Source organism: Mucilaginibacter sp. 14171R-50, assembly GCF_010093045.1.
Lineage (GTDB): Bacteria > Bacteroidota > Bacteroidia > Sphingobacteriales > Sphingobacteriaceae > Mucilaginibacter.
Window position 1 is genome coordinate 3,120,247 of sequence record NZ_CP048115.1, and the last position, 24,793, is coordinate 3,145,039.

A 24,793-nucleotide genomic window follows, 5' to 3' on the forward strand; every position below is an offset into this window, starting at 1 on the left:
GTATTATTTTAACTACAACATTTTCAATGAAAAAACTATTCGTGCTTTTTGCGGCGGTACTTTATACTGCTGCGGCATTTTCACAAAATACATTTACTGCCATACTTAAGGACGCCCAAACCAAACAGCCGCTTATTGGCGCCACAGCATCGGTACCGGGTACAACAATAGGTGCAACTACCGATACCACAGGTTTAGTAACACTCATCAAAATCGCTGATGGTAAGCAGCTTATCAGGTTTAACTACATCGGATATATAACACGCCAGGATACTATCGTTTTCCCGCTGAAGCAAACACAGCCTTTAGAAATATTGCTTCATCCCCGGGAGAATGAACTTAACGAAGTGGTAGTATCCACCACGCGCAGCAGCCGCACCATCGCCAATATCCCAACCCGTGTGGAGGTAATATCGGGCGAGGAACTTGACGAGAAGAGCAACATGAAGCCCGGCGATATACGCATGGTGCTGGCCGAAAGCACGGGCATACAAACCCAGCAAACTTCGGCCACAAGCGGTAATTCCAGTATCCGCATCCAGGGGCTCGACGGTAAATACACGCAGATCATTCGCGACGGGTTCCCGCTATACTCCGGTTTTTCGGGCGGTTTGGGGTTGTTGCAGGTGGCCCCGCTCGACCTGAAACAGGTTGAAGTGGTAAAAGGTTCATCGTCTACCTTGTACGGCGGCGGCGCTATAGCCGGGCTGGTAAACCTGGTATCAAAAACGCCGACGGACGAAAGGCAGCTGAATGTACTGCTAAACGGCACTTCGGCATGCGGGCTTGATGCCAGCATCTTTTACGCGCAAAAGTTCAACAAAATAGGCTCAACAGTATATGCGGCCTACAACCATGGCAGCGCATATGATCCTTCGGATATTGACCTCACGGCTATCCCGAAATTCAACAGGTTTACACTCAATCCTAAGCTGTTTTTTTATTTTAACGATAACACTACCCTTACCGCAGGTATTAACGCTACCGTGGAGAACAGGATAGGGGGCGACCTGCACTATATTGAAGGCGATGGCGATGTCCTGCATTCGTATTTTGAAGAAAATAAAACAGGCCGTTACAGCACACAGGCTGAACTGGTGCATAAATTGGGTGGCAGCGCCAAACTGATAATGAAGAACAGCGTGAGTTATTTTGACCGGACCATTAACCTGCCTGACTACCGTTTTTCAGGCGGGCAAACATCAACCTACACCGAAGCCAATTATACGCGCAGTACCGGCAAAGTTGACTGGGTAGCGGGCCTTAACTTCCTGACGGACGATTTTAACGAGAACAGGTACAGTTCGTTTCCGCTGCGGAGTTACACCAATAACACCATCGGCGCGTTTATTCAAAACACCTGGGATATAAGCGCGGCTTTTACTTTAGAGAGTGGCCTGCGGGGCGACTATCATAACCGGTACGGCTTTATGCTTTTGCCGCGCATATCAGGCTTATGGAAAATAAACCCGCGTTTGTCAACGCGTTTGGGCGGTGGCCTGGGCTATAAAGGGCCAAACGTATTTACCGAGGATGCCGAGCGGATACAGTTCAGGAACGTTTTACCGCTGGATGTAGCTAACACCCGGGCCGAGCGTTCGTATGGCGCTAATTACGATATCAACTACCGCACGCCCATATTTAACGGCCAGGGCAGCTTTAGCATAAACCAGCTGTTTTTTTATACGCGGATAGAGCGCCCGATATTACTTACACAGCTGGCAAACGGTAACCTGCAGTACATGCAACCGCCAGGCGATTTGAACACCAGGGGCCTGGAAACGAATATTAAGCTTACCTATGGCGATCTTAAGCTATTTGTGGGCTACACACTGGCAGATGTAAGCCAGCATACCGGTAATAACATAAGCCCATACGCATTGGTATCAAAACACAGGTTGAACAATGTGCTGATGTACGAAATAGCCGAGAAGTGGAAAATAGGGGCGGAGGCCTATTATTTTAGCAGGCAAAAACTAAATGACGGTACCACAGGCAAAGCCTATTGGACCACCGGTATAATGGCCGAACGGATCTGGGAGCGTTTTTCTGTGTTTATTAATTTCGAAAACCTGACAGATACCCGCCAAACCCGTTTCGACAGTATTTACACCGGCAGTATCAGCAATCCTGTTTTCAGGGATATTTACGCGCCGCTTGACGGGTTTGTAGTAAATGGGGGCATTAAGCTGAAGCTTTGATTACCTAACAGGAATATTTTAAAACGGCGGGGCAAGGGTACAATTAATCCCACACAATGTACCACTTGCCCTCGTCGTTTTTGGCGTAGCTGAGGCCGTCGCTCATCTGGTAAACATCGCGGCCTTCGGTGGCGTTGTAATAGTTCTTACGCTCGTAAATTCTTAATCCGCCGTTTTCCCGTTGCAGGAAAACAAGCAACGCGTTCATAGATGGGCCGATCTCGTGCAGCCACTGGTTTTCACCTTCTTTTACAAATGCTGAGCTCATGATGATATCTTGTTTCAAAAGGTATATCATTTTTTGTGCCGAACATATAAACATAGCTATGATTGAATTTAACTTAAACGAAATATAAATTTTAATTAGTTTATAATCAGGTTTTCATAGGATTTATATAAACAAAAAATTAATGTGAATAGCGAATTTATGGGCTAATTATTGGCTATTACCGGTAAATAAAAATAAAGTGTTAGTTTTGTTGTAGAAAAATCTAAAACCCTTGATATGAAGAAATTAATTTTATTTGCGATATGTGCAGCTTTAAGCACCGTTACCTTTGCGCAAAGCACTATTAAACCTGCGGAAGCAGGCGTAACTTACGGCAAAACCGTTACAGCAGATAACGCTGTAAACACCGACGCTTTGAATAAGACCTTAAGTACCGATAGCGTTTACAACGGCAAAATTACGGGTACCGTTGTTGAAGTTTGTACCAAAAAAGGCTGCTTTATGAAATTGCAGCAGGCTAACGGTGCGCCCATAATGGTTCAGTTTACTGATTACGCTTATTTTATGCCGCAAAACATTGTTGGCAAAACCGTAGTGGTTGAAGGCAAAGCCAAAATGAAGGAAACCTCGGTTGAGCGTTTAAAGCACTACGCGGCTGATGCCGGTAAAAGCAAAGAAGAAATAGCCATGATAAACCAGCCAAAGAAAGATATTTCTATTATGGCGGATGGTGTGCTGGTGGTTAAATAAGCGTAGCGCATAATTTCGATATTATCTAAAGCCCGTAAGAAATTACGGGCTTTTTTGTTGTTACTTTGTAAGGTATACCGCATTGATTTGGTTATACACCCATCTGCCAAAGTCTGAGTGATGAATAAAATAGAGACCGTACTTGACGCCATTCTATCGCAGGGGATGCTGCCCTTGTTCTTTTACGAGGATGCCGAAGTTAGCCTGGAGGTAATTCGTACCATGTACAGTGCGGGTGTCAGGGTGGTAGAATACACCAACCGTGGCAAGGAAGCGCTGAGTAATTTTTACAGGCTAAAACAGGCGTTAACAACAGATATGCCGGATATGTACCTGGGTGCAGGTACCATAAAAACCGGCCTGGAGGCCGAGGCGTTTGTTGACGCGGGCGCCGATTTCATTGTGTCGCCGGTGGTGGATACCGAGGTAGCCCTGGTTGCGGGTAATTACCACAAGCTTTGGATCCCCGGCTGCATGACCCCTACCGAGATACATGTAGCCCAGCATTACAAAGCAAGGCTGATAAAGATATTTCCGGCAAATATACTTGGCCCCGCGTTCATTACGTCTATCAGGGAGTTATTCCCCGGGCAGTTGTTTATTCCCACAGGCGGGGTAGAGATTGAGGCTGGTAACATTGCCGAATGGTTCCGCTCAGGCGTGTGCGCTGTGGGCATGGGCAGCAAGCTTATTAGTCGTAATGTACTCGATAAACGCCTGTACACGCAATTATATAATGATACCTTGAAGGCGCTTGAACTGGTACAGCTAAGCAAGTAAAAAGAAACGCTACTTTTGCAGTATGGAGCAAATATCAAAAGACCCGCTGCACGGCAAAACCTTAGAAGCCATCCTTAACGCCTTAGTGGCTCACCTGGGCTGGGCCGAAATGGGCTACCGCATACGTATAAATTGTTTTTTGGATAACCCCAGCATTAATTCCAGCCTTAAGTTCCTGCGTAAAACCCCCTGGGCCCGCAAAAAGGTAGAGGACCTGTATATTGAGTTTTATAAGGAGATGGGATAATAGCACCGAAAGCTGTGGCTGCTGCGATTCCCTCCCAACGGGAGGGTGCAGGGAGGGGTTCCTTAATGTATGGCGTTCAACCCCTCCCTGCCACTACACAGACAGCCGCACCCCTCCCGTTGGGAGGGAATGTGGTGGACGTTTACCCGTGCTTTTTCTTCATGTTCATTTTAGCCTTGGTGCCCGAGCTATAGTTGTAGGTTTTTGAGTTCTCGGGCTTTTTTTGATGGAAGGCTTCGCCCGGAACATATTGGTTAGGGTCGGCTTTGGCGGGTTTCTTTTTCTGCTCCTTTTCGGTTTCCTTTTGTTTTCGGTCTTTGTCTATAACCAGGTCCTCGGGGAGGTCGGCCTTTTGCATTTTTTGACCGGTTGCCTGTTCAATGCGGCGTACCTGGTCAAGTTCAAGATCGGTAGCAAAGGTTAAAGCTAAGGTTTCATCATCTGCGTCAACTTCATGATCTTCAACATGTTTAATGTAAACATCCTGTTCAGCAGGCAGGTCGACATGAATAATGAACGGAATCCCGGTAACATCGATATCACCGGTGCCCTCGTTAGCTACGATCAGCACCCGCAGGTTGTTATCGGCTTTAAATTCGCTGACATCATTAACCTTATTATACTCGAATGATAATGGGTTTACCATGGCAACCGCTTTGCGCAGGCGATTAGTAAGATTTTTATAAATGGTTTCGGCAGTGAGGCGGGTATTGGCAAAAACTATCACTTTAGTAAATAGTTCCTCGTCGTACAAAAACAAATTAAGCAAATTTAGTTTTGTACCGAAATTAGGAACATGATATAGCATTTGCGGGTGTACGGGCAACTGGGCCTCGGGCGTTTCCTCTACCTCAATAGTAGCGGGTAATTCCATAAAGGGCGCTATCATCTTGTCGAGCCTGTCGTGCATTACTTCGGTAAATACCAGGTGCTGGGCTTTACCTATACTGTTAGCCAGTTCAACAACAGGTAGTTGCAGGCCTTTCTTAACTATAAGCTGCGCATCGTCCACGGCAAAAAAATCAACCTTATTAAGGTTCAAACCAAGTTTCAGATAAATGGCGCGGGCCCGTTCAGGCGTGGCTACTACAATATCAGCGCCGTCGGCAAGGTCGTCCATGTTTTGCTCTGTGGTTTGTCCGGGGTGCAAACTTACTATGCGGATAGACTTGTTCCGGTTCAGACGGTCGAACTGGGCCAGTATCTCAAATACCTTTTCCTGGTCGGGGGCCAGTATCAACGCCTTGGGTACGCCATCGGCGCTATGCTTAAAACGGTTCAGGGTAGCCAGTACCAAAACCGTGGTTTTGCCGCATCCCCCGGGGCCAATGGCAACAACATCCTGTCCGCCGATAATGCGGTTAAGTGTTTTTAGCTGTATTTCTTTCGGGGTAGCAAACCCTGCCTCGGTTACCGACCGTACCAGCTGTTTGTTCAGCTTAAATTTCTCTGCCCACACCATTTTTTAATTATTAAAGAGGCGCAAAGATACCAAAACCATCCCGCTTTTGCGGTACTGTAACAGTATGGGTTAAATGGGATAAATAGTAATGCGTTTGGGGTACGGTTGACTCACCCCGCGGCACTGCGTGCGCGACCCTCTCTGCTGCGCAAAGAGGGTGGGGAAGGCGTTATCGTCTTTCAGTTTGCGGAGAGAAAGGGTGGTCGGGCAAGGGATGACCGGGTGGGTAAAAACGAGGCGGTAGGTTTGGCGTTTAGTTTACTCACCCCGACTGCGCTGCGCTGGTCGACCCTCTTTGCGCAGCAGAGAGGGTAAAAAAGGTGCCAACCCTCTTTCCGCTTGCGGAGAGAGGGTGGTCGAGCGAAGCAACGACAGGGTGAGTTAACAGTTCATTGCTATCATGTTAAACTATAGCTTTTTAACGCGTTTACATTTTATATTTTTAATTTAGTTTACCCGTGGCCGCCGCAGGGTTAGTACCCAATTAACATTGTATGCTTAGATCGTTCCTCGTGTTATTCATTACCGTTGCGGCTGCAAACTGCTATGCCGCCACGGTGCAGCAACAGTTGTATTCGCCCGATAAAAATATCCGTGTGGATATCAATACTGTAAAAGGGCTTACCTACACAGTTTATGCAGATGGTACACGTATCATTTTACCATCGGTAATTGATATGGAACTGCTAACCAGCCAAAAGCTATCGCAGGGCTTACGGATTAAAAGCATGAGCCGCCGCCGGGTAAACGAGGTGATAACAGCGCCCGTACCCGATAAGCGTAAACAGATACCCGAGGTTTATAATGAGTTGACCATACAGTTTAAAAACGGCTTCGGGGTTATCTTCAGGGTTTATAACGATGGGGTGGCCTACCGCATAACAACCGGTTTTAAAAATGAGATAACGGTAAAGGACGAAACCGCAAAATTCAGTTTCCCCGCCGGGGCACATGCTTATGCCCCCATCATTCACAAGCGCGAGGGGCAGGATGTGTACCACACCAGTTTTGAAGAACAGTACCCATACAAGGCGCTGGATAGCCTTTCGGCAGATAGCTTTATGTATTCGCCGGTGCTGGTAGCATTAGACAAGGGTTTTAAGGTAGGCCTTACCGAATCTGATCTTGATGATTACCCGGGGATGTTCCTGCGTGGAAATAGTGCTTCGACCCTTACGGCCAGTTTTGCACCATACCCGCTAAAAGAGCGAGTACAACCGGGCGATTACCCGCAAAAGGTTGTAGCGGAGCGTGCAAATTATATTGCAACAACACAGGGCACGCGAAGTTTCCCGTGGCGGGTAATGATCATAGCCCGGCAGGATAAAGAACTCCCGGGTAACGACCTGGTTTACCGCCTGGCCTCACCATCAAAAATTAAGGATACATCCTGGATCCACCCCGGCCAAAGCACTGATGAATGGATCATAGATATCAATCTTTTTAATGTGCCGTTCAAGGCCGGGCTAAACACGGCATCGTATAAATACTATATTGATTTTGCCAAACGCTTTGGTTTCGAGCGGATAATGATGGATGCCGGGTGGAGCGATAACAACGACCTGTTTAAGATAAACCCGGCCATCAACATGGATACGCTTGCCGCCTACGCCAAAAAGCAGGGTGTTAAGCTAAGCATGTGGACGCTATCCATGACACTGGACCGCCAGTTGGACAGCGCCTTAAAACAGTTTCAAAAATGGGGGGTGGATTTTATCATGACCGATTTTATCGACCGCGACGACCAGCCCGTACTTAATTTTTATAAACGCATTACACAGGCCTGTGCCGATAAGCATATCATGACCATGTTTCATGGCGCTTACCCGCCAAAGGGTTTTAACCGCACTTATCCGAACAATATTACCCGCGAAGGCGTGCTGGGCAGTGAATATAATATCTGGTCGGACAAGCCCACGCCGGCGCATAATTTAACGCTGCCCTTTACCCGCATGCTGGCCGGGCCGATGGATTACGAACCCGGGTTGCTCAATAATGCCGCTCAGGGCCGGTTTATACAGCAAAAAGGCAACCCCATGAGCCAGGGCACACGAAGCAATCAGCTGGCCATGTTTGTAGTGTACGATAACCCGCTGCAAATATTTTCGGGCAACCCGTCGCAGGGATACCTGGAGCCAAAATTTATGGAGCTGCTGGGCAGCCTGCCTACCGTTTGGGACGAAACCGTCATCCTGGATGCAAAAGTAGCCAGCTACATTGTAACAGCCCGTAAAAAGGGCAATCAATGGTTTATAGCCGGTATGACTGTCGATGCCAGGGATATCAGTGTTGATCTGGATTTGCTGGACAGCGCAACTTACGATGCTGTTATCTGTACAGACGGTGTCAATGCCGATCATTACGGATCAGATTACAGTATCGATACCAAACACCTCACCAAAAAAGATAAATTGCCCATACACATGGCGGCGGGCGGGGGCTTTTTAATAAAACTAACCGGTAAAGAGCGCGATACTTATTAATACAGTAAAAAAGATATTTACTACTTTTAACCGTTAAACCTACAATTATGAAGAAGACTTTCTTATTAGCAGGGCTGCTCAGCATCCTTTGCATCACTGCGCGCGCGCAGCAAAAGTTTAATGGCTTAGATGCTAACCTGGGTAACATTTACCGCACATCCGATGCGGTGAGCCGCTCCATCAGCCCCGAAAATTTTAACGGTGAAAAGGGCAAAGGCGGCATGGCTACTACCGGCACCGGCGCCGCGGCCTCGCGCGACCTGGGCCCAACCTGGAAGGTGAGCCCGAGCGTTATCATTAAAAAACACACCACCTACACCGTTGCCGAAATTAACGGCGAAGGCGCTATACAGCATATCTGGATGACGCCTACCGGCAACTGGCGCAATTCTATCATCCGTTTTTATTGGGATGATGAAACCACGCCGTCGGTGGAGTCGCCCGTTGGCGATTTCTTTTGCATGGGCTGGGGCAAGTACGCGCCGGTAACCTCGCTGGCCGTAGTGGTAAACCCCGGCAGCGCCTTTAACTGTTACTGGCCAATGCCGTTCCGCAAAAAATGCCGCATCACCATGGAAAATATCGACGACCAGGATATGGTACTGTACTACCAGGTTGATTATACGCTGACCAAAGTACCCGATGATGCCGCTTATTTTCACGCCCAGTTCAGGCGCATAAACCCGCTGCCATATAAAAAGGATTATGTATTGGTGGATAGCATTCAAGGCAAAGGCCAGTACGTTGGTACTTACATGGCGTATGGTTCAAACAAGAACGGCTGGTGGGGCGAAGGCGAGATCAAGTTTTTTATGGATGGGGATACCAAGTACCCAACTATTATAGGCACCGGTACCGAAGATTATTTTTGCGGATCTTATGATTTTGATACCCGTAAAAAGCGCGATGATGGCAGCGAAGGAACTGAATACACGGAGTTTAGTGGCCCTTATACCGGTTTGCCCCAGGTGATACGCGGCGATGGGCATTATAACGTGGCGCAGCGCTTTGGCATGTACCGCTGGCACATCACCGACCCCATACGGTTCGAGAAGAATTTAAAAGTAACCATACAAGCCTTAGGATGGCGCAGCGGGGGCAGGTATCTGCCCTTGCAGGATGATATTGCTTCGGTGGTTTTTTGGTACCAGACCGGGCCGCACGGGCCGTTCCCTAAGCTGCCATCGAAAGACGAACTGGAGATAAACTGAGATATATGAAATTATACAAAACCATCAATGGCATCCTGCTGGAGCACGAAGGCGGTTTTTTTGTAATAGATTCCCAATGGGATGCCCTTGTTAACCGCGACCGGTTGGAAACCCACCTAAAAAGCCTTGCAGGCACGGCAAAAAAATTAACTGACGAAGATAGCCGACTGTGGCTAAGTGCGGGCAGTATTTTGCCGCCAATAGGCGGTCAGGAAGTTTGGGCCGCGGGGGTTACCTATCTGCAAAGTCGCGACGCACGGATGGAAGAATCTGAAACCGCGGCCAGCCTGTACGATTTGGTTTATGATGCCGTACGGCCCGAGCTGTTTTTTAAATCGGTGGCATCAAGGGTATCGGGGCATTTAAAAGAAGTTTATATCCGCAAGGATTCAACATGGGATGTGCCCGAGCCGGAGCTTACCCTGTTTGTAAATGCAAACGGCAATATCCAGGGTTATACCATAGGTAACGATATGAGCTCGCGCAGCATCGAGGGAGAGAATGCCTTGTATCTGCCGCAGGCTAAGATCTACGAAAAAAGCGCCGCGCTTGGCCCTTGCCTGTATGTAAGCGAAACGCCTATCCCCGCAGAATCAGCTATAAAAATGACCATCAGCAGGAATGGGCAGGCGGCCTTCAGCGACATGACTACCGTGTCGCGCATCAAACGCTCGTTCACCGAATTAACCGGGTTTTTATTTGCCGAGACAAATTTTTTGCAGGGATGCTATTTAATGACAGGCACTTGCCTGGTACCGCCGCAAACCTTTACACTGCAGGAGGGCGACGTGGTAGAAATAAGCATTGATCATATTGGCACCATGGTAAACACTGTTGCCATCAACCCGAAACATAAAAAGTAAACCTATGACGCATTTTCGCAATTTGTTATTTGCGTTGCCAATATTGGCTGTATCATGCTCGCAAAACGCTAAAAAGGAGCAGGCCAATATCGCCGACACCGCACTATTGGCCAACGGCACGTTTGGTTACGACCTGAGCTTTCTGCAAAAGCACGACAGCGTTATTGTATTAAAAAGCAGCGATAGTATGGCGCAGATCATCGTATCGCCAAAGTACCAGGCAAAGGTATTTACCTCGACCGCTAATGGTGCCGATGGCCGCAGCTTTGGCTGGGTGAATTATAAAACCTTTGATGCCAAACCCGATGAACACATGAATGCCTTTGGCGGCGAAGACCGCCTGTGGCTTGGTCCCGAGGGTGGCAAATTCTCGCTTTACTTTAAGCCCGGCACCAAAATGGAATTTGCCAACTGGCACACACCGCCGGCTATTGATAACGAAAGCTGGCAACTGGTATCAAAAAGCGATAACGAGGTTGCCATGAGCAAAACCACCGAAATGCTTAACTATGCTAACACGCTGCTAAAAATAAAGTTAGACCGTACAGTGAAATTGTTCAGTACGGATGATATCCAAAAAATGCTGGGTATCAACGCGGAACATAAAGTAAAAGCAGTGGGCTTCAGCACAACTAATACCATTACCAATAACGGCGATAAAGCCTGGGATAAAACTACCGGCGCGCCATGCCTTTGGAACCTGGATATGTTTTCGCCATCTGAAAAAACGGTTATTGTAGTGCCTTACCACGAAAATACAACCGGCAAGGTTGCCACCACCGATTATTTTGGGCAGATACCCCCCGACAGGGTTAAATATAATAAAGGCATATTGCTTTTTAAGGCCGATGGTAAAAGCAGGGGCAAGCTGGGCATGCCGCCAAACCGGGCCAAAAACATGGCGGGCAGCTACGATCCGCAAAACAAAGTGCTAACCATTACTATGTATGATGTAGACGGCAAAGGCACTTACCTTAACCAGGAGTGGACACCCGATAAGCCCCCGTTTACTGGCGATGCGGTAAACGCCTATAACGATGGTCCGCTGGCAACGGGCGGGCAAATGGGGCCGTTTTACGAGATCGAAAGTGTTTCGCCGGCAGCATTTTTAAAGCCCGGCCAAAAGCTTACGCATAACCATAGTGTATTCCATTTTACCGGCGATGAAGCACAATTGAACCAGATCGCGCTAAAAACGCTCGGAATTTCATTAAAGGATATACAAGCTGCCTTTAAATAATTTATCTTGAGCCACCAAATTCCTGAATTTTAAAACTTGTATAAATGTCAAAAGACAAAAGCTTAGCTGCCGTAGCGCTTATTACCTCCCTGTTTTTTATCTGGGGCTTCGCACTAAACCTTAATCCCATATTAATTCCTCATCTAAAAAAAGCCTGCCAGCTTACCGATTTCCAATCGTCGCTGATAGACTCTGCATCGTACATAGCTTACTTTTTGCTGCCCATACCGGCCGCGCAGTTTATGAAAAAGTATGGTTACAAGGGTGGTATTATATTAGGGCTGCTGCTGTTCTCGGTAGGGGCTATGCTGTTTTACCCGGCTGCAGCGGTGCGCAACTACGCGTTCTTTTTAGGCGCATTGTTTGTCGTTTTTTCGGGGATGGCATTTTTGGAAACAGCTGCAAACCCGTTGATCACCCTTATCGGCGACCCCAGGGGCTCTGCCATCCGCATTAACCTTGCACAGTCGTTCAATGGTTTTGCGGCGGTATCGGCAACTACTTTTGGGGGCATGTTTATCCTTTCGGGGAAAACCTTGAGCCCGGCCGAGGAAAAAGCCATGTCGCCTGAACAACTGAACCAGTATTTAAATCATGAAGCATCTGCCGTGCAGATGCCATTTGTGATCATAAGCATCGTGGTTTTTTTGGTGGCGATAATGGTGTGGCGTACTGCTTTCCCCAAAATAAAGGAAGAAAGCAGCGTTGAGCTGGCGGAGGAACGCAGGCCTTTAGGTGCACGCATACTTGAGCTTACCAAGGATAAGCACCTGATGTCGGGCGTATTGGCCGAGTTTTTTTACGTTGGCGCGCAGGCCTGTGTTAGCAGTTTCTTCATCCGTTTTAGCGAGCGGGTAGCCGGCTTTGCAGAAAAACCTGCTTCGGTTAATCTGGCCATAGCCTTTGGCATGTTTATGGCCGGCAGGTTTATAGGTACTTTATTGATGAAGTTTTTTAACCCGGTTAAGCTGCTGGTTACTTATGCAATCATCAACATTATATTAATTGGCGCGGCGGTTAGTTTAAAAGGCCCGGCCGCTGTTTATACGTTGATGGGCGTTTGGTTCTTTATGTCTATCATGTTCCCAACCATATTCTCGTTAAGCATTCGTGACCTGGGGTCAAAAACCAAGCTGGGGTCCTCATTAGTGATCATGGGTATTGTAGGCGGCGCAGTGTTGCCGCCAATAATGGGCAGGATATCTGACGCGTCGAACATACAGCTTTCGTACCTCGTGCCGGGCGTTTGTTTTGTGGGGATTTTAAGGTTTGCCTTAAAGAACCTGAGAGTAAAAAAGGTAGAGATAGTAGCCGGACACTGAGGCCAGGCTCTTAAGATAATACACTATGGATCTGAATTTAAAGGACAAAGTAATAGTAGTAACCGGAGGTGCAAGGGGCATTGGCGAAGGTATTGTACGCGGTCTTGCCGCAGAAGGTGCCATCCCTGTGATCATCGGCCGCAGCGAAGCAGACAACCTGGTAGTTGTAAATGATATAACCACAAAAGGCGGCCGCGCAGGACAGTTTGTTGCCGAGCTAACCCGCCCTGAAGAATGCGAGCAGGCCGTGAAGGCCATAGCCGAAAAATACGGCCGCATAGATGGCTTGGTGAACAATGCCGGTATAAACGATAGCGTTAGCTTAGAGCATGGCAATTATGTTGATTTTATGGCATCGCTCCATAAAAATATGGTGCATTACTACCTGGTGGCGCATTATGCTTTGCCTTTGCTAAAGAAATCAAAGGGCGCTATCCTCAACATATCTTCTAAAGTGGCAGATACAGGCCAGGGTAATACATCGGGCTATGCCGCTGCAAATGGCGGCCGCAATGCGCTTACCCGCGAATGGGCAGTTGAGTTGCTGAAATATGGCATACGGGTTAACGCGGTTGTGGTTGCCGAGTGCTGGACGTCGCTTTACGAAAATTGGATAAATACCCTGCCTGACCCTTTAGCCAAGCGGAAAGAGATAGAAGCCACTATACCTTTGGGGCAGCGCATGACCACCACCCAGGAAATTGCTAATACCGTTATATTCCTGCTATCAGACCGTTCCAGCCACACCACCGGGCAAATTGTGTATGTGGATGGTGGGTATGTGCATTTAGACAGGGCGCTGGCAGGTGCATAGATGAATGTTAGCCCGCTCATTGCCGCGGAGGCTACTTGTTTTTCGCTGTTGTTTGTTTTTTTTTAAGGTGCTCAAGAGGGCTTCGCCGTTTTGTCTTGAAACAAAAGAAGCAAAAATTCAAGTCAGAGCGGTGCTTCATTCTGCTCACTTTGACAGGAAGCCCCGCGCTCTTGAATAGAGCCTGACAAACGGAACGACGCCTCAAAATGCGGCATTGGCCTGTTCGGATAGCACAACACTGATAAAGCACACCCTTTCGCAGAACAGGACGCGGCCGCGACTTTTCTTTTTGGTACTTTTTCTTTTGAGAGAAAAGAAAAAGTACATCCACTGGCGACTGGTTGTAACACTGCCATTCCTAACGAAGAACAAATGAAGCTTTGTGTTTTCATGAACGCCAGCCCGCTCATTGCCGCGGAGGGCTACTTCTTTTGTCTTGAAACAAAAGAAGCAAAAATTCAAGTCAGCAAAAAGGCTTCTTTGCGCACAAGGCCTTTACCCTGCAAAGCAGGCAGAACCACGGGCTGGAATCTTTTGCCCCACGCTTCGCCGCACATGCCCAGCGCTTCAGCAAAATTTCCTAATGCCCTTGCCACGCACAACCCACCATTGTTCTGCCCGTTTTCGCCCGAAGCTGGTTTGCTGACGGGAATACACTCGCTCCCCTAACGTCATTGCGAGCGTAGCGTGGCAATCTTCGATAGAAAAGTGAGCCGCCAGGAAAAAGCACCGCCCTAACGACACCAAAAATGCGGCATTGGCCTGTTCGAATGGTACATTAAATGATTAAGCACAACTATCACAGAACAGGACGCGGCCGCGACTTTTCTTTTTGGTACTTTTTCTTTTGAGAGAAAAGAAAAAGTATATCTACTGACGGTTATATATCACAAGCCATTCCTAACGAAGATGATAGATGAAGTTGAGTCTACAATACCCCTTTTAACATATCCCAAACGTTAGCTGCTAATATTTTAGCGCCTTCGGCAGTGGGATGGATGCCATCTTGCTGATTAAGCGCCCGCACGCCGCCAACCCCTTGTAAAAGAAAAGGCACCAGCGCCATATTATTTTTGGTAGCTAGTTGTGGGAACATATTTTTAAAATCCCTTACGTATGCAGGCCCCATATTTGGGGGCACCTGCATGCCCAGCATTACCAGTTTAGCGTTGGGGTATTTGGCTTTTACCTTATCAATAATGGTTTGCAGATTTTTGGTAGTCTCTTTTACCGGGATGCCGCGCAGCCCATCGTTTGCGCCGAGTTCCAGCACAAATACATCAACAGGTTGCTTCAGCAGCCAGTCGATACGGTTTTTGCCCCCGGCAGATGTTTCGCCGCTAACGCCGCCGTTTATAATGGTATAAGGCAGCTTAGCGGAATCTATTTTAGTTTGCAAAACGCCCGCGTAAGATTGTGATGGGTCATCCAGTCCGTAGCCCGCGGTTAAGCTGTCGCCAAAAACTAAAATGTTTTTGGTTGATGCCGGGGCCGCTGTTTTAGCGCTGTCCGTTGCAAGGGTATCTGTTTTGGCCGATTTGCTGCCGCAGCCCGCAATGGTAATGGTTAGCACTATGGCTAAAATTATCCTGAATTTATTGTGCATGATTTTTTATGAGTTTGACCGCAGTATTTCCAGCGGTGGTTTGTTTAATACACCCCTGCTGTTTAACAGGCCTATTATAACAGTTAACGATGTAATAACAATAAAGATAATGCCTACCGGTAAAAAATTAACGGAGTACGGCATGTCAAAAGTATATCTGGCCAGCAACCAGCTGCTGCCAACAGCGATGACAATACCAGTAAGCGCCGATAGTGCCCCCAGGAACAAATACTCTAACGCGGTAATGGTAAATATCTGTTTGCGGCTGCCGCCCAGGGTACGCAGCAAAACACTTTCCTGTATGCGCTGGTATTTGCTGATGCGTACCGATGATATTAATACAATGATACCTGTAATAATACTAAAGCCGCTCATGAATTTGATCACGTAGCCTATTTTACCAAGCAGTTCGTCCAGTACGTTCAGTATCAGGCCCAGGTCGATCATTGAAACATTGGGGAATTGCTTTACCACGACTTGCTGATACCTTGCCGATACTGCGTTTGATGGCACATGCGTAAGCAATACATGAAACTGCGGCGCGTCCTCTAAAACCCCAGTGGGGAACACCACCTGGAAATTGGTTGAAACCTTGTTCCAGTTTACCTTACGGATACTGCTGATGTAGGTATTCATAGGTACACCCTGTACATTAAAAACCAGCTTATCGCCAACTTTGGCATTAATGCGGCCGGCAAAGCGCTCTTCGGCGGATATAGGGATGTCTTTACCGGGCGTGGCCGAGCCTTGCCAGGTGCCGGCAGTTACTTTTTCGGACGCGGTTAACGCATCCCGATAGGTAACCCGGTACTCATAGTTAAAAGCACGCTCAGATATATGCAGGGTCGAATCTTTTTTGGCATCCGCAGCGGTTTTACCGTTTACCTTTTCAAGCCGCATGGTGATGATAGGCACCTCGGACAGCACCGGCAGCCCTTGTTTGCGGGTGAGGTCGGCAACGGCTTTTTGCTGGCCCGACTGAATATCAAACAATATCATGTTGGATTGATTATCGCCGGTTGACAGCGTTACCTGGGAAATAAGCAGCTGCTGTATCAAAAATAGCGTGCAAATAAACGCGGTACTTAAGCCAATAGAAACCGTTAAGATAATGGTTTGATTATTTGGCCGGTATAAATTGGCAAAACCCTGCCTCCAGGTATAACTCCACGATGCTTTTATCAGCAGGCCTACAAAGCGGGTAAGCAGCCAGGCAATTGCTGTTAATATCAAAAAGGCTACGCCCATACCCATGGTAAAAAATATTGCGCCGGCCCAGTCGCCTATTTGCAGGTAAGCAAAGCAGGTGATAAATACCAGAACAAGCATATAAACCGCCCATCTTAACGGATCGCGCAGGGTTGTGGTATTGTCGACTGATAGCCTCAAGGTGTTTAACGGTGAAATATTGCGGATAGAGATGAGCGGCAGCAAAGCGAACAATATGGAAACGATAAGCCCTAATACAATGCCTTGCCATATAGCCATCCACGATATGGTAACGGATATGGTTATGGGCAAAAAATCTTTTAACACCAGCGGCAATAAATGCTGTACGCCCGTACCCAATACCGCTCCGGCTACCGAACCTATCAGGCCAATGCCGGTTATTTGTATAAGATAGATCAGAAAGGCTTCGGATGCCTTTACGCCCAGGCAACGCATAATAGCGATGGATTGTATCTTTTCGCGGATGTAAATATTGATGGCGCTTGCTACGCCCACACAACCCAGCAGCAGGGCAATAAAACCCACCAGTGATAAGAACTTCGACAGATCGGCAAAAGAGCGGCTGGTGCCTTCCTTTTTTCCTTCTACGGTATCATACCCAAACCCGGCCTTATCAAGTGTAGGATCCAGTTTCTTTACCAGTTTTTCTACATCGGTATTGCTGTTGTATTTGTAGTAATAGCTATAGTTGATGCGGCTGCCTGTGGTTATCAATCCTGTTTTATCAAGGTATTGCATCGGGATATAAACCACCGGGGCAATTCCCGATGAAATGCCCGTTTGACCGGGTGCCTTGTTTAGAATGCCCGCTATTAAAAAGGTTTCGTTACCAACTTTTATCGAGTCGTTTACCTTAGCGTTAAATTGCAGCATCAGCGTCTTATCAACCAGCGCGTTCTTGCCTTTTTTGAAAGATATACCTGCCTGTGCGGGTGTGGTTTCCAAAGAGCCATAATATGGGAAACTGCCTTGCAGGGCCTTTACCTGCACTAACCTGGTGTTTTGGCTTTTGGTGAACAGCACCATAGATGGAAAACTGCGTTCCTGCGATCGGTCGTCGCCCAGGCTATCCAGCAGCTTTTGCAGTTTTGCGTCAGGCTCTTTATTGCCGCTGATGGAAAGATCGGCGCCTATAAGGGTGGCAGCCTGGTTGTTAACATCGTTGCGAATGTTATACCTAAACGAGTAGATGGCCACCAGCGCGCCTATGCCGAACACTATTGATGAAATAAAAAGCAGCAGCCTGCCACGGTTACGCCGGCTATCGCGCAGCGCCATTTTAAACAGCCACGATAAAGTTATTTTTCTATTAAAAGTCAAATTATCCATGGGTGTGTTATACATTACCGGTTTTGTCGTCGGCAACTAATTTGCCACCCTTTATTTTAATAATTCGTTGTGTTTTTGCTGCCAGTTCAAGATCATGGGTTACCAGCACCAGGGTAGTGCCCGCTTCGCGGTTAAGGTCGAAGATGAGTTTTACCACTTTTTCGCTCGTTTCGGCATCAAGGTTACCGGTTGGTTCATCAGCAAACAATATTTTAGGCGAGTTGGAGAAAGCCCTTGCAAGTGATACCCGCTGCTGCTCGCCGCCCGATAGCTGGGCAGGGTAGTGGTGTCCGCGGTCGGCCAGGCCCACTTTATCAAGCAGGTCCAGCGCGCGCGCCTTAATGTTCTTTTCGCCGCGCAGCTCTAACGGCACCATCACATTCTCTAAAGCAGTTAGCGTTGGTAGCAGCTGAAAATTTTGGAATATAAAGCCCACATACTGGTTGCGCACCTGTGCCCGCTTGTCTTCGCTTAAACTGCCCAGGTTTATGCCGTTTAATTCAACGGTGCCGGCACTTGCGCTATCCAGCCCGGCGCAAAGGCCAAGCAGGGTGGTTTTGCCGCTGCCCGACGGGCCAACTATTGCGTTTGTAGAACCCGCGCTGATGCTGAAATTTATATCATCTAAAATTGTAAGTTGCCGGCCGGCACTTTTATAAGTTTTGTTTAGGTTTGATATGTTTAAGATGTTTTCCAAAGTCGGTATTTGTTTTTGCTGTAATAAAGTAAATATCAAATATTTATTAATAAGGGGCAGGTTTAATATATTTAGTTACAAAAGCATTACACTGCACTACTGTTTTTAAAATGCCGATTATTTCTTTACACTTGTAAATAAACGTACACAATGCAAGAATATCCCGGGCAGCAACGAATGTTGGCTGCAGTAGATTGTATCATATTTGGTTTTGATGGCTGGAACATCAAATTGTTACTGGTAGAGCGTAATTTGGAACCCGAAATTGGCAAATGGAGCTTAATGGGCGGATTTATACACCCTTCAGAAAGTCCGGAGGATGCGGCTAACCGGGTGCTTGAAGAGCGTACGGGCTTGAAAAATGTGTACATGGAGCAATTCCGGGTGTTTGGCAAGCCTGACCGCGACCCGGTAGAACGTACCCTATCTATTGCTTACTTTGCGCTTATTGATATTCAGAAATACGAAAAGCAGCTTACCAGCGAAAACCACCCTGAGTGGTTCCTGCTTGATGAAATGCCCGAACTGGTTTTTGACCATAGCGAAATGGTAAAGCTGGCAAAAAAACAACTGCGCTATAAAGCTGCGCTACACCCTATACTTTTCCAGTTGCTGCCCGAAAGGTTTACCATACCCCAGCTGCAGGCCTTATATGAGGGTGTTTACCAAACCCAGTTTGACGACCGCAACTTTAGCCGCAAACTCCTATCTACGGGTTTACTGGTAAAACTGGCCGAAAAAGATAAGCAGTCGTCAAAAAAAGGGGCCTTTTATTATCGCCTTGATCCATCACATTACGAAGAGAAGTTTGAAAAGTTCCTGAACCTGGTGCCTAACCCGGATAAGTTCTTCTAAGGAACTGACATAACAGGCAATGGTAACACTAACTGCTGTGTTGCTGTTCATCATTACGATAAATCTGCTTACATTTAAGCGATTATAAACGTTTGTTAAGGTGAATAGGGTAAAGGCGTTACGTGTTTTAATAACATTCATATTTGTTTGCTGCAGTTTTTCGGGCTTTGCGCAGGGCAATACTACCAACCAGGGCAAGGAGTTCTGGACGGCTTACATGCTGCATATTGAAGATAACGGGCCAAGCGAGATGGCACTTTACATCACCGGCGATCAAAATACCACAGGGAAGGTTGAGATAGCCGATGGTAGTTTTCAACCAATTACATTTAACGTTACAGCTAACCAGGTTACTATTGTTTCGGTTCCTAAAACGTCGTTTTTGGCAACCCAGGGCAAGTTTTTAAAGGGCCTGCACATTACTGCCGAAAAACGAGTTGCTGTTTACGCTCATATTTACGCGTCAAGCGTATCGGGCGCTACCCTTTTGTTGCCTGTCGCGGTTTTAGGCAAAGATTATTATTCCATAAATTATAAGCAGGAATCTAACGGCGCTGAAGGGGCCGCATTTTCTACCTTTATGATCATTGCAACCGAAGATAACACCCAGGTTGAAGTAACGCTATCGCAAACGTTAATAGACGGAACACCCGCCGGAACGGTTTTGTCGATCAGCTTAAATAAAGGCGAAGTTTACCAGGGCCTTTCGGCAACCGACCTAACCAACACCAAAATACGCAGTGTGGGACAGTGTAAAAAAATCGCGGTCTTTTCGGGCAGTTCAAAAATCGGCATCGGATGCCACGATAACAATTTTACATCTGATAATCTTTTTCAACAGGTTTACCCAACGGCATCCTGGGGCAAAAATTATATAACGGTACCATTAAAAGGGCGGCATTATGATATTTTCCGCGTTTTTTTAAGCGATCCCGGCACTATGCTTACAGTTAACGGGGAAGCTATAACCGCCGCTGCTATACAAAGCAATAATGTGTACGAGTTTTCATCAAACGAGCCAAACACCATTACAGCCAATAAGCCCATACAGGTAGTACAGTACGCGGTATCGCAGGGCAAAACAACGCCCAACAGCTGCGATTTTGACCTGCGGGACAGGGGAGACCCGGAGATGATATACCTGAACCCCATTGAGCAAACGCTTGACCATGTGACGCTCTATTCGTCAGGCTATTATGCAATAAATAAACATTACGTTAATGTGGTGATTAAAGCTAATAAGGCATCAAGCTTTAAAATTGACGGTGCACCTTATACTAATTTTACAGCGATATTAAATGGCGGCGGTTATGCATATGCACAGATACCCGTACAGGAAGGTACACATTACATCAGCGCCGATGATGGGTTTAATGCTATAGCCTATGGGTTTGGCGACCATGAATCGTACGGGTACTCGGCCGGGACAAACTTGAGAAACCTGGATGAATACATAACGTTTGTAGACCCGCAAACTAATACTACCCAGGTAAATGGCTGCAGCGGTATCGAGTATAAACTACAACTGGTGCTGCCCTACCAAACACCGCAGATAAAATGGAACTTTAACGACGGCTCGCCGGTGCAGGTTTTTAACAGCCCCATTGCAGTGCCTTTTCAGCGTGATGGAAAGACACTTTACCGGTATGATTACCCCGGTTATGTTAAATATCCAAGAGGTAATTACAGTTACACGGCCACGGTTGTAGCCTTAACTGATGAGTGCGGGTCTAACAGGGATATAGATTTTGATTTCTCGATCGCTGATTATGCTGCCGCCGATTTTTCGTATGCGCCAAGTTTATGCAGCGCGGCCGATGTGATTATTCACGACAGATCTGTTGCAGAGCCGGGTAGTATTACCAAAGTGAAGATATGGTTTGATTTTATAAACCATCCCGAAAGCTTTGAGATATTCAATAAGAACGAGATCCCGGCAGATAGCAATTATCACCACAGGTACCCGCCGTTGGCTACTGATGCAAAGTACACCGTAAAAATGATGGTTTACACAGGGGAGGATGGGCTTTGCGACAATGGGGCCGAACACGAGATAACGGTTAAGGGCAGCCCGATAGTTTCGCTTGCCGCTGTCAGCCCGATATGCGAGGGAGATGGGCCTGTGCAGCTTGTAGCCGATAATAAGGGCTTTATTGGCGATGGTATTTACACCGGCACAGGGATTACTTCAACAGGTTTGTTTGATCCGGCGGTTTCAGGCCCCGGCACATTTACCATAACTTATACTTTTATAAGGCAGAACGGATGCCAGGCTACTGCTACGCAAGACCTTGTTGTAGCGCCTTTACCAACTGTTGATGCCGGAAACGACCTGACATTGCTGGAGGGCGAAAGCGTGGTTTTACCTGCTAAGGCAAGCGGCAGCGGCTTAACCTATAAATGGGAACCTGCTATAGGGCTCGACGATGCAAATGTACTTAACCCGGTTTGTTCCGCTATTGATAACCAGAGATATAAACTTACTGTTACCACAGACGCCGGTTGCGCGTCAAGCGACGAAATAGTTGTTACAGTGCTTAAAAAACCGGTAATTGTAAATGCCTTTACACCTAACGGCGATGGGGTAAACGATACCTGGACAATAAAATATTTAGAAACTTACCCCGGAAATACAGTTGACATATACAACAGACAGGGAGAAAAAGTATATTCGTCTGTTGGTTATGCAATCCCCTGGGATGGCAGGTACAACGGTAGTATACTACCTACGGGTACATATTATTATATTATAAACCCTAAAAACGGCCGGAAAATAATTTCGGGCAGTGTTACTATTATTAAATAAATGTTGAAGAGAGCTTTACTTTTTACGGTTGTATGTTTTTGTTTAACAAGCGCCTACGCGCAGCAAAAACCGCAGTACACGCAATATATATTTAATAATTACCTGCTTAACCCGGCAGTTGCCGGTATAGAGAACTATACCGATGTAAAGCTGGGCTACCGCAGCCAGTGGACAGGGCTTGAGGGAGCCCCCGTTACGGCTTACTTTAGCATAAACGCGCCCTTAGGTACCAATTTTACGCAAGGCGACGCTACTTCCTTCCCATCGGGTGATGATAACCCGTATAGCAGGATGTATTCGCGGGACTACCGGGCTGCCGAACCACACCATGGCATAGGCTTTATGCTGGTAACAGATAAAGCCGGCCCTATCGATCAAACCAATCTGGCCGTTACTTATGCCTATCACCTGGGTATCACCGATAAGCTTAACCTTGCGGTGGGTGTATCAGCGGGTGCCAATCAGCTGCATTTAAATACGTCGTTGATAACCTTAGAGAACCAGAACGACCCCGTATTGAATAATATCAATAATAATCAGTGGCGACCCGACGCGAGCGTAGGCCTTTGGGCGTATTCGTCAAATTACTTTTTCGGGTTATCTGCACAACAAATTTTACCTCAAAACCAATATATAACCACCGGCAACAATTCAAACCTAAGCAAAACCGTTCCGCATTATTTTATTACAGGCGGCTATAAGGTTTATTTAACCGACGATGTATCCCTGCTGCCTTCGGCGTTGATAAAATTCATAAAACCCGCCCCAACAACATTCGATATCAATGCGAAGCTTTCCTTTCGCGACAGGTTCTGGTTTGGCGGTTCGTACCGTAAGGACGATTCGTTTGGCATACTGGCAGGGTTTAACTTAAGCTCATTCATTAATGTGAGCTACTCGTACGACGCCACAACTTCGGCCCTACGCACCGTAAGCAATGGTTCTCACGAAATTGTAGTAGGTATTATGCTAAACAACCGGTACAGGCTAACCAGCCCGCAGCATGGGTGGTGAGCCCCCCGGCCCCCTGAAGGGGGAGTGTAAAAAATATTGAACACCCAATAATGAATGTCAAATCGCGAAAGTCAAGTTATTTCGTGTTTCTGCATTTATTATTAGACGTTAAGCGTTATGCTTTTCAAGAACTCCCCCTTCAGGGGGCAGGGGGGGGATTACAGTTCCTTCCTCAACCTCGCTACCGGGATGTTCATTTGTTCGCGGTATTTCGCTACGGTACGGCGGGCGATATTGTAGCCGGCGTCTTTTAATATTTCGGTAAGTTTTTCGTCGGCCAGCGGGTGGCGTTTGTCTTCCTTGCCAATGTGCTCTTCAAGTATCTTTTTAACTTCCTTATTTGATACTTCCTCGCCGCTTTCGGTTTGGATGGCTTCGCTAAAGAACGATTTCAGCAGAAAGGTGCCATGTTCTGTTTGTACGTATTTAGAGTTGGCCACACGTGATACAGTGGAGATATCCATACCTATTCTGTCCGCAATATCCTTCAGGATCATCGGTTTCAGGTTCTTATCGTCGCCGGTTAAAAAGAAATCGTACTGATACTGCATTATGGCGTTCATGGTTTTCAGCAGCGTTTGCTGGCGCTGTTTTATAGCATCGATAAACCATTTAGCTGAATCGAGCTTTTGTTTTACAAACTGTACCGCTTCTTTTAATTTTTTATCTTTTTGCGATGCCTTATCGTAATGCTGGAACATCTCCTGGTACGAGCGACTCACCTTCAGTTCGGGGGCGTTTTTTGAGTTAAGCGTAAGTATCAGTACGCCATCATTGTTCTTGATGTGAAAATCAGGTATCACCTGCATTTGCTTGGTGCTCACCTCGTTGCTATCTCCGGGTTTAGGGTTAAGCTTTAAAATTTCATTCACCACGCCACGCAGCTCGGACGAATTCATGTTTAATGATTTTTCCAGCTTATCGTAATGTTTGCGGGTAAACTCTTCCAGGTAGTTCTCAACCACCAGTATAGCCTTTTTGATGATCGGGTCATTCGCGTCCTTGCGGCGTAGCTGTATCAGCAGGCATTCCTGCAGGCTGCGCGCGCCAACGCCCGGCGGGTCAAAGCCTTGTATCACCTTCAGCATGTCTTCCACCTCTTCATCATCGGCCATTACGTTTTGCGAAAAGGCCAGGTCGTCCGTAAGCGACATGATAGGCCTGCGCAGGTATCCGTCATCGTCAAGGCTGCCTATAATTTGTTTACCTATGCTAAAGTCCTTGTCTGACAGGGGCAGCAGGTCTAACTGCGCCTGCAGGCTCTCAAAAAACGAGCTCTGCACGGCAATTGGTATTTCTTTACGGTCGTCGTCATCATCACCATTCTGGTCATAACGGCTGCCGTAATCGTTCACGTTATCGTCCTGCAGGTAATCGTCAATATTAAACTCATCCATCGGGCCCTGGTCGTCGTCGCTGTTGTAGGTGTCTTCGTCGGGGTCGCGGTCCGGGTATTGTTCTTCGGGTTCGTTCAGATTGGTTAAACTCAGATCTTCAAGTGCGGGGTTCTCTTCCAGTTCTTCTTTTATGCGGGTATCAAGCGATACGGTTGGCACCTGCAGCAATTTTATGAATTGTATTTGCTGGGGCGATAATTTTTGTAAAAGTTTCTGTTGAAGATTTTGTTTAAGCATAATTATAGACGAGCACAAAA

At 47.1% G+C, this 24,793-nt stretch carries 20 protein-coding genes; 14 read left to right on the forward strand and 6 right to left on the reverse strand.

The features are described from left to right. Nucleotides 1–26: 26 nt before the first annotated feature. A complete protein-coding gene (locus GWR56_RS14280; protein WP_162431903.1) occupies nucleotides 27–2,201 on the forward strand; it encodes a TonB-dependent receptor domain-containing protein in 2,175 nt (724 codons plus the stop codon). Between the two features lie 43 nt (nucleotides 2,202–2,244). On the opposite strand, the gene GWR56_RS14285 is transcribed toward GWR56_RS14280, so the two are convergent. Further along, entirely contained in the window at nucleotides 2,245–2,469 is a 225-nt protein-coding gene (locus GWR56_RS14285) for a hypothetical protein (protein ID WP_162431904.1), read from the reverse strand. A gap of 237 nt (nucleotides 2,470–2,706) precedes the next feature. Here GWR56_RS14285 and GWR56_RS14290 point away from each other — a divergent pair, with 237 nt between their 5' ends. The 3 genes from GWR56_RS14290 to GWR56_RS14300 all read left to right on the forward strand — a co-directional run bounded on the left by GWR56_RS14290 (nucleotide 2,707) and on the right by GWR56_RS14300 (nucleotide 4,207). Further along, nucleotides 2,707–3,180 (forward strand): DUF4920 domain-containing protein, encoded by a 474-nt coding sequence (locus tag GWR56_RS14290; RefSeq protein ID WP_162431905.1) that lies wholly within the window; start codon nucleotides 2,707–2,709, stop codon nucleotides 3,178–3,180. A 120-nt stretch (nucleotides 3,181–3,300) separates the two neighbouring features. Further along, nucleotides 3,301–3,960 carry a bifunctional 4-hydroxy-2-oxoglutarate aldolase/2-dehydro-3-deoxy-phosphogluconate aldolase gene (locus tag GWR56_RS14295; protein WP_238395242.1) on the forward strand — a complete coding sequence of 220 codons (660 nt, stop codon included), beginning with the start codon at nucleotides 3,301–3,303 and terminating at the stop codon, nucleotides 3,958–3,960. A gap of 22 nt (nucleotides 3,961–3,982) precedes the next feature. Further along, nucleotides 3,983–4,207 (forward strand): VF530 family DNA-binding protein, encoded by a 225-nt coding sequence (locus GWR56_RS14300; RefSeq protein ID WP_162431907.1) that lies wholly within the window; start codon nucleotides 3,983–3,985, stop codon nucleotides 4,205–4,207. 142 nt (nucleotides 4,208–4,349) lie between these two features. Here the strand turns inward: GWR56_RS14300 and GWR56_RS14305 are convergent, their stop codons facing one another. Then, nucleotides 4,350–5,669: a DEAD/DEAH box helicase gene (locus GWR56_RS14305; protein ID WP_370463768.1), complete on the reverse strand. Its 1,320-nt coding sequence runs from the start codon at nucleotides 5,667–5,669 to the stop codon at nucleotides 4,350–4,352. A 494-nt stretch (nucleotides 5,670–6,163) separates the two neighbouring features. On the opposite strand from GWR56_RS14305, the gene GWR56_RS14310 reads away from it, so the two are divergent. The 7 genes from GWR56_RS14310 to GWR56_RS14340 all read left to right on the forward strand — a co-directional run bounded on the left by GWR56_RS14310 (nucleotide 6,164) and on the right by GWR56_RS14340 (nucleotide 14,271). Then, nucleotides 6,164–8,152: a glycoside hydrolase family 97 protein gene (locus GWR56_RS14310; protein ID WP_162431908.1), complete on the forward strand. Its 1,989-nt coding sequence runs from the start codon at nucleotides 6,164–6,166 to the stop codon at nucleotides 8,150–8,152. 47 nt (nucleotides 8,153–8,199) lie between these two features. Further along, nucleotides 8,200–9,363 (forward strand): glycoside hydrolase family 172 protein, encoded by a 1,164-nt coding sequence (locus GWR56_RS14315; protein ID WP_162431909.1) that lies wholly within the window; start codon nucleotides 8,200–8,202, stop codon nucleotides 9,361–9,363. 5 nt (nucleotides 9,364–9,368) lie between these two features. After that, nucleotides 9,369–10,226 (forward strand): fumarylacetoacetate hydrolase family protein, encoded by an 858-nt coding sequence (locus GWR56_RS14320; protein WP_162431910.1) that lies wholly within the window; start codon nucleotides 9,369–9,371, stop codon nucleotides 10,224–10,226. 4 nt (nucleotides 10,227–10,230) lie between these two features. Beyond that, nucleotides 10,231–11,466, forward strand: coding sequence for a DUF6786 family protein (locus GWR56_RS14325; protein ID WP_162431911.1), 1,236 nt, complete (start codon nucleotides 10,231–10,233; stop codon nucleotides 11,464–11,466). Nucleotides 11,467–11,510: 44 nt separating this feature from the next. Further along, a complete protein-coding gene (fucP, locus tag GWR56_RS14330; protein ID WP_162431912.1) occupies nucleotides 11,511–12,788 on the forward strand; it encodes an L-fucose:H+ symporter permease in 1,278 nt (425 codons plus the stop codon). 25 nt (nucleotides 12,789–12,813) lie between these two features. Further along, nucleotides 12,814–13,602 carry an SDR family oxidoreductase gene (locus GWR56_RS14335; protein ID WP_162431913.1) on the forward strand — a complete coding sequence of 263 codons (789 nt, stop codon included), beginning with the start codon at nucleotides 12,814–12,816 and terminating at the stop codon, nucleotides 13,600–13,602. A gap of 372 nt (nucleotides 13,603–13,974) precedes the next feature. Further along, nucleotides 13,975–14,271, forward strand: coding sequence for a hypothetical protein (locus tag GWR56_RS14340; protein WP_162431914.1), 297 nt, complete (start codon nucleotides 13,975–13,977; stop codon nucleotides 14,269–14,271). 259 nt (nucleotides 14,272–14,530) lie between these two features. On the opposite strand, the gene GWR56_RS14345 is transcribed toward GWR56_RS14340, so the two are convergent. From GWR56_RS14345 to GWR56_RS14355, 3 genes are read right to left on the reverse strand one after another with little or no spacing between them, the layout of a single operon-like run. Beyond that, nucleotides 14,531–15,208: an arylesterase gene (locus tag GWR56_RS14345; protein ID WP_162431915.1), complete on the reverse strand. Its 678-nt coding sequence runs from the start codon at nucleotides 15,206–15,208 to the stop codon at nucleotides 14,531–14,533. Between the two features lie 6 nt (nucleotides 15,209–15,214). Then, nucleotides 15,215–17,767 carry an ABC transporter permease gene (locus GWR56_RS14350; protein WP_238395243.1) on the reverse strand — a complete coding sequence of 851 codons (2,553 nt, stop codon included), beginning with the start codon at nucleotides 17,765–17,767 and terminating at the stop codon, nucleotides 15,215–15,217. Between the two features lie 7 nt (nucleotides 17,768–17,774). Further along, nucleotides 17,775–18,464: an ABC transporter ATP-binding protein gene (locus GWR56_RS14355; RefSeq protein WP_162431916.1), complete on the reverse strand. Its 690-nt coding sequence runs from the start codon at nucleotides 18,462–18,464 to the stop codon at nucleotides 17,775–17,777. A 150-nt stretch (nucleotides 18,465–18,614) separates the two neighbouring features. On the opposite strand from GWR56_RS14355, the gene GWR56_RS14360 reads away from it, so the two are divergent. The 3 genes from GWR56_RS14360 to GWR56_RS14370 all read left to right on the forward strand — a co-directional run bounded on the left by GWR56_RS14360 (nucleotide 18,615) and on the right by GWR56_RS14370 (nucleotide 23,139). Continuing rightward, a complete protein-coding gene (locus GWR56_RS14360; RefSeq protein WP_162431917.1) occupies nucleotides 18,615–19,319 on the forward strand; it encodes an NUDIX domain-containing protein in 705 nt (234 codons plus the stop codon). A 100-nt stretch (nucleotides 19,320–19,419) separates the two neighbouring features. Then, the gene (locus tag GWR56_RS14365; RefSeq protein WP_162431918.1) at nucleotides 19,420–22,125 is read left to right on the forward strand and encodes a gliding motility-associated C-terminal domain-containing protein; all 2,706 of its coding nucleotides are present in this window, start codon (nucleotides 19,420–19,422) and stop codon (nucleotides 22,123–22,125) included. Beyond that, a complete protein-coding gene (locus tag GWR56_RS14370) occupies nucleotides 22,126–23,139 on the forward strand; it encodes a type IX secretion system membrane protein PorP/SprF (protein ID WP_162431919.1) in 1,014 nt (337 codons plus the stop codon). It abuts the gene before it with no gap. Nucleotides 23,140–23,297: 158 nt separating this feature from the next. On the opposite strand, the gene rpoN is transcribed toward GWR56_RS14370, so the two are convergent. Next, nucleotides 23,298–24,773: an RNA polymerase factor sigma-54 gene (gene rpoN / locus GWR56_RS14375; RefSeq protein WP_162431920.1), complete on the reverse strand. Its 1,476-nt coding sequence runs from the start codon at nucleotides 24,771–24,773 to the stop codon at nucleotides 23,298–23,300. Between the last annotated feature and the right edge of the window lie 20 nt (nucleotides 24,774–24,793).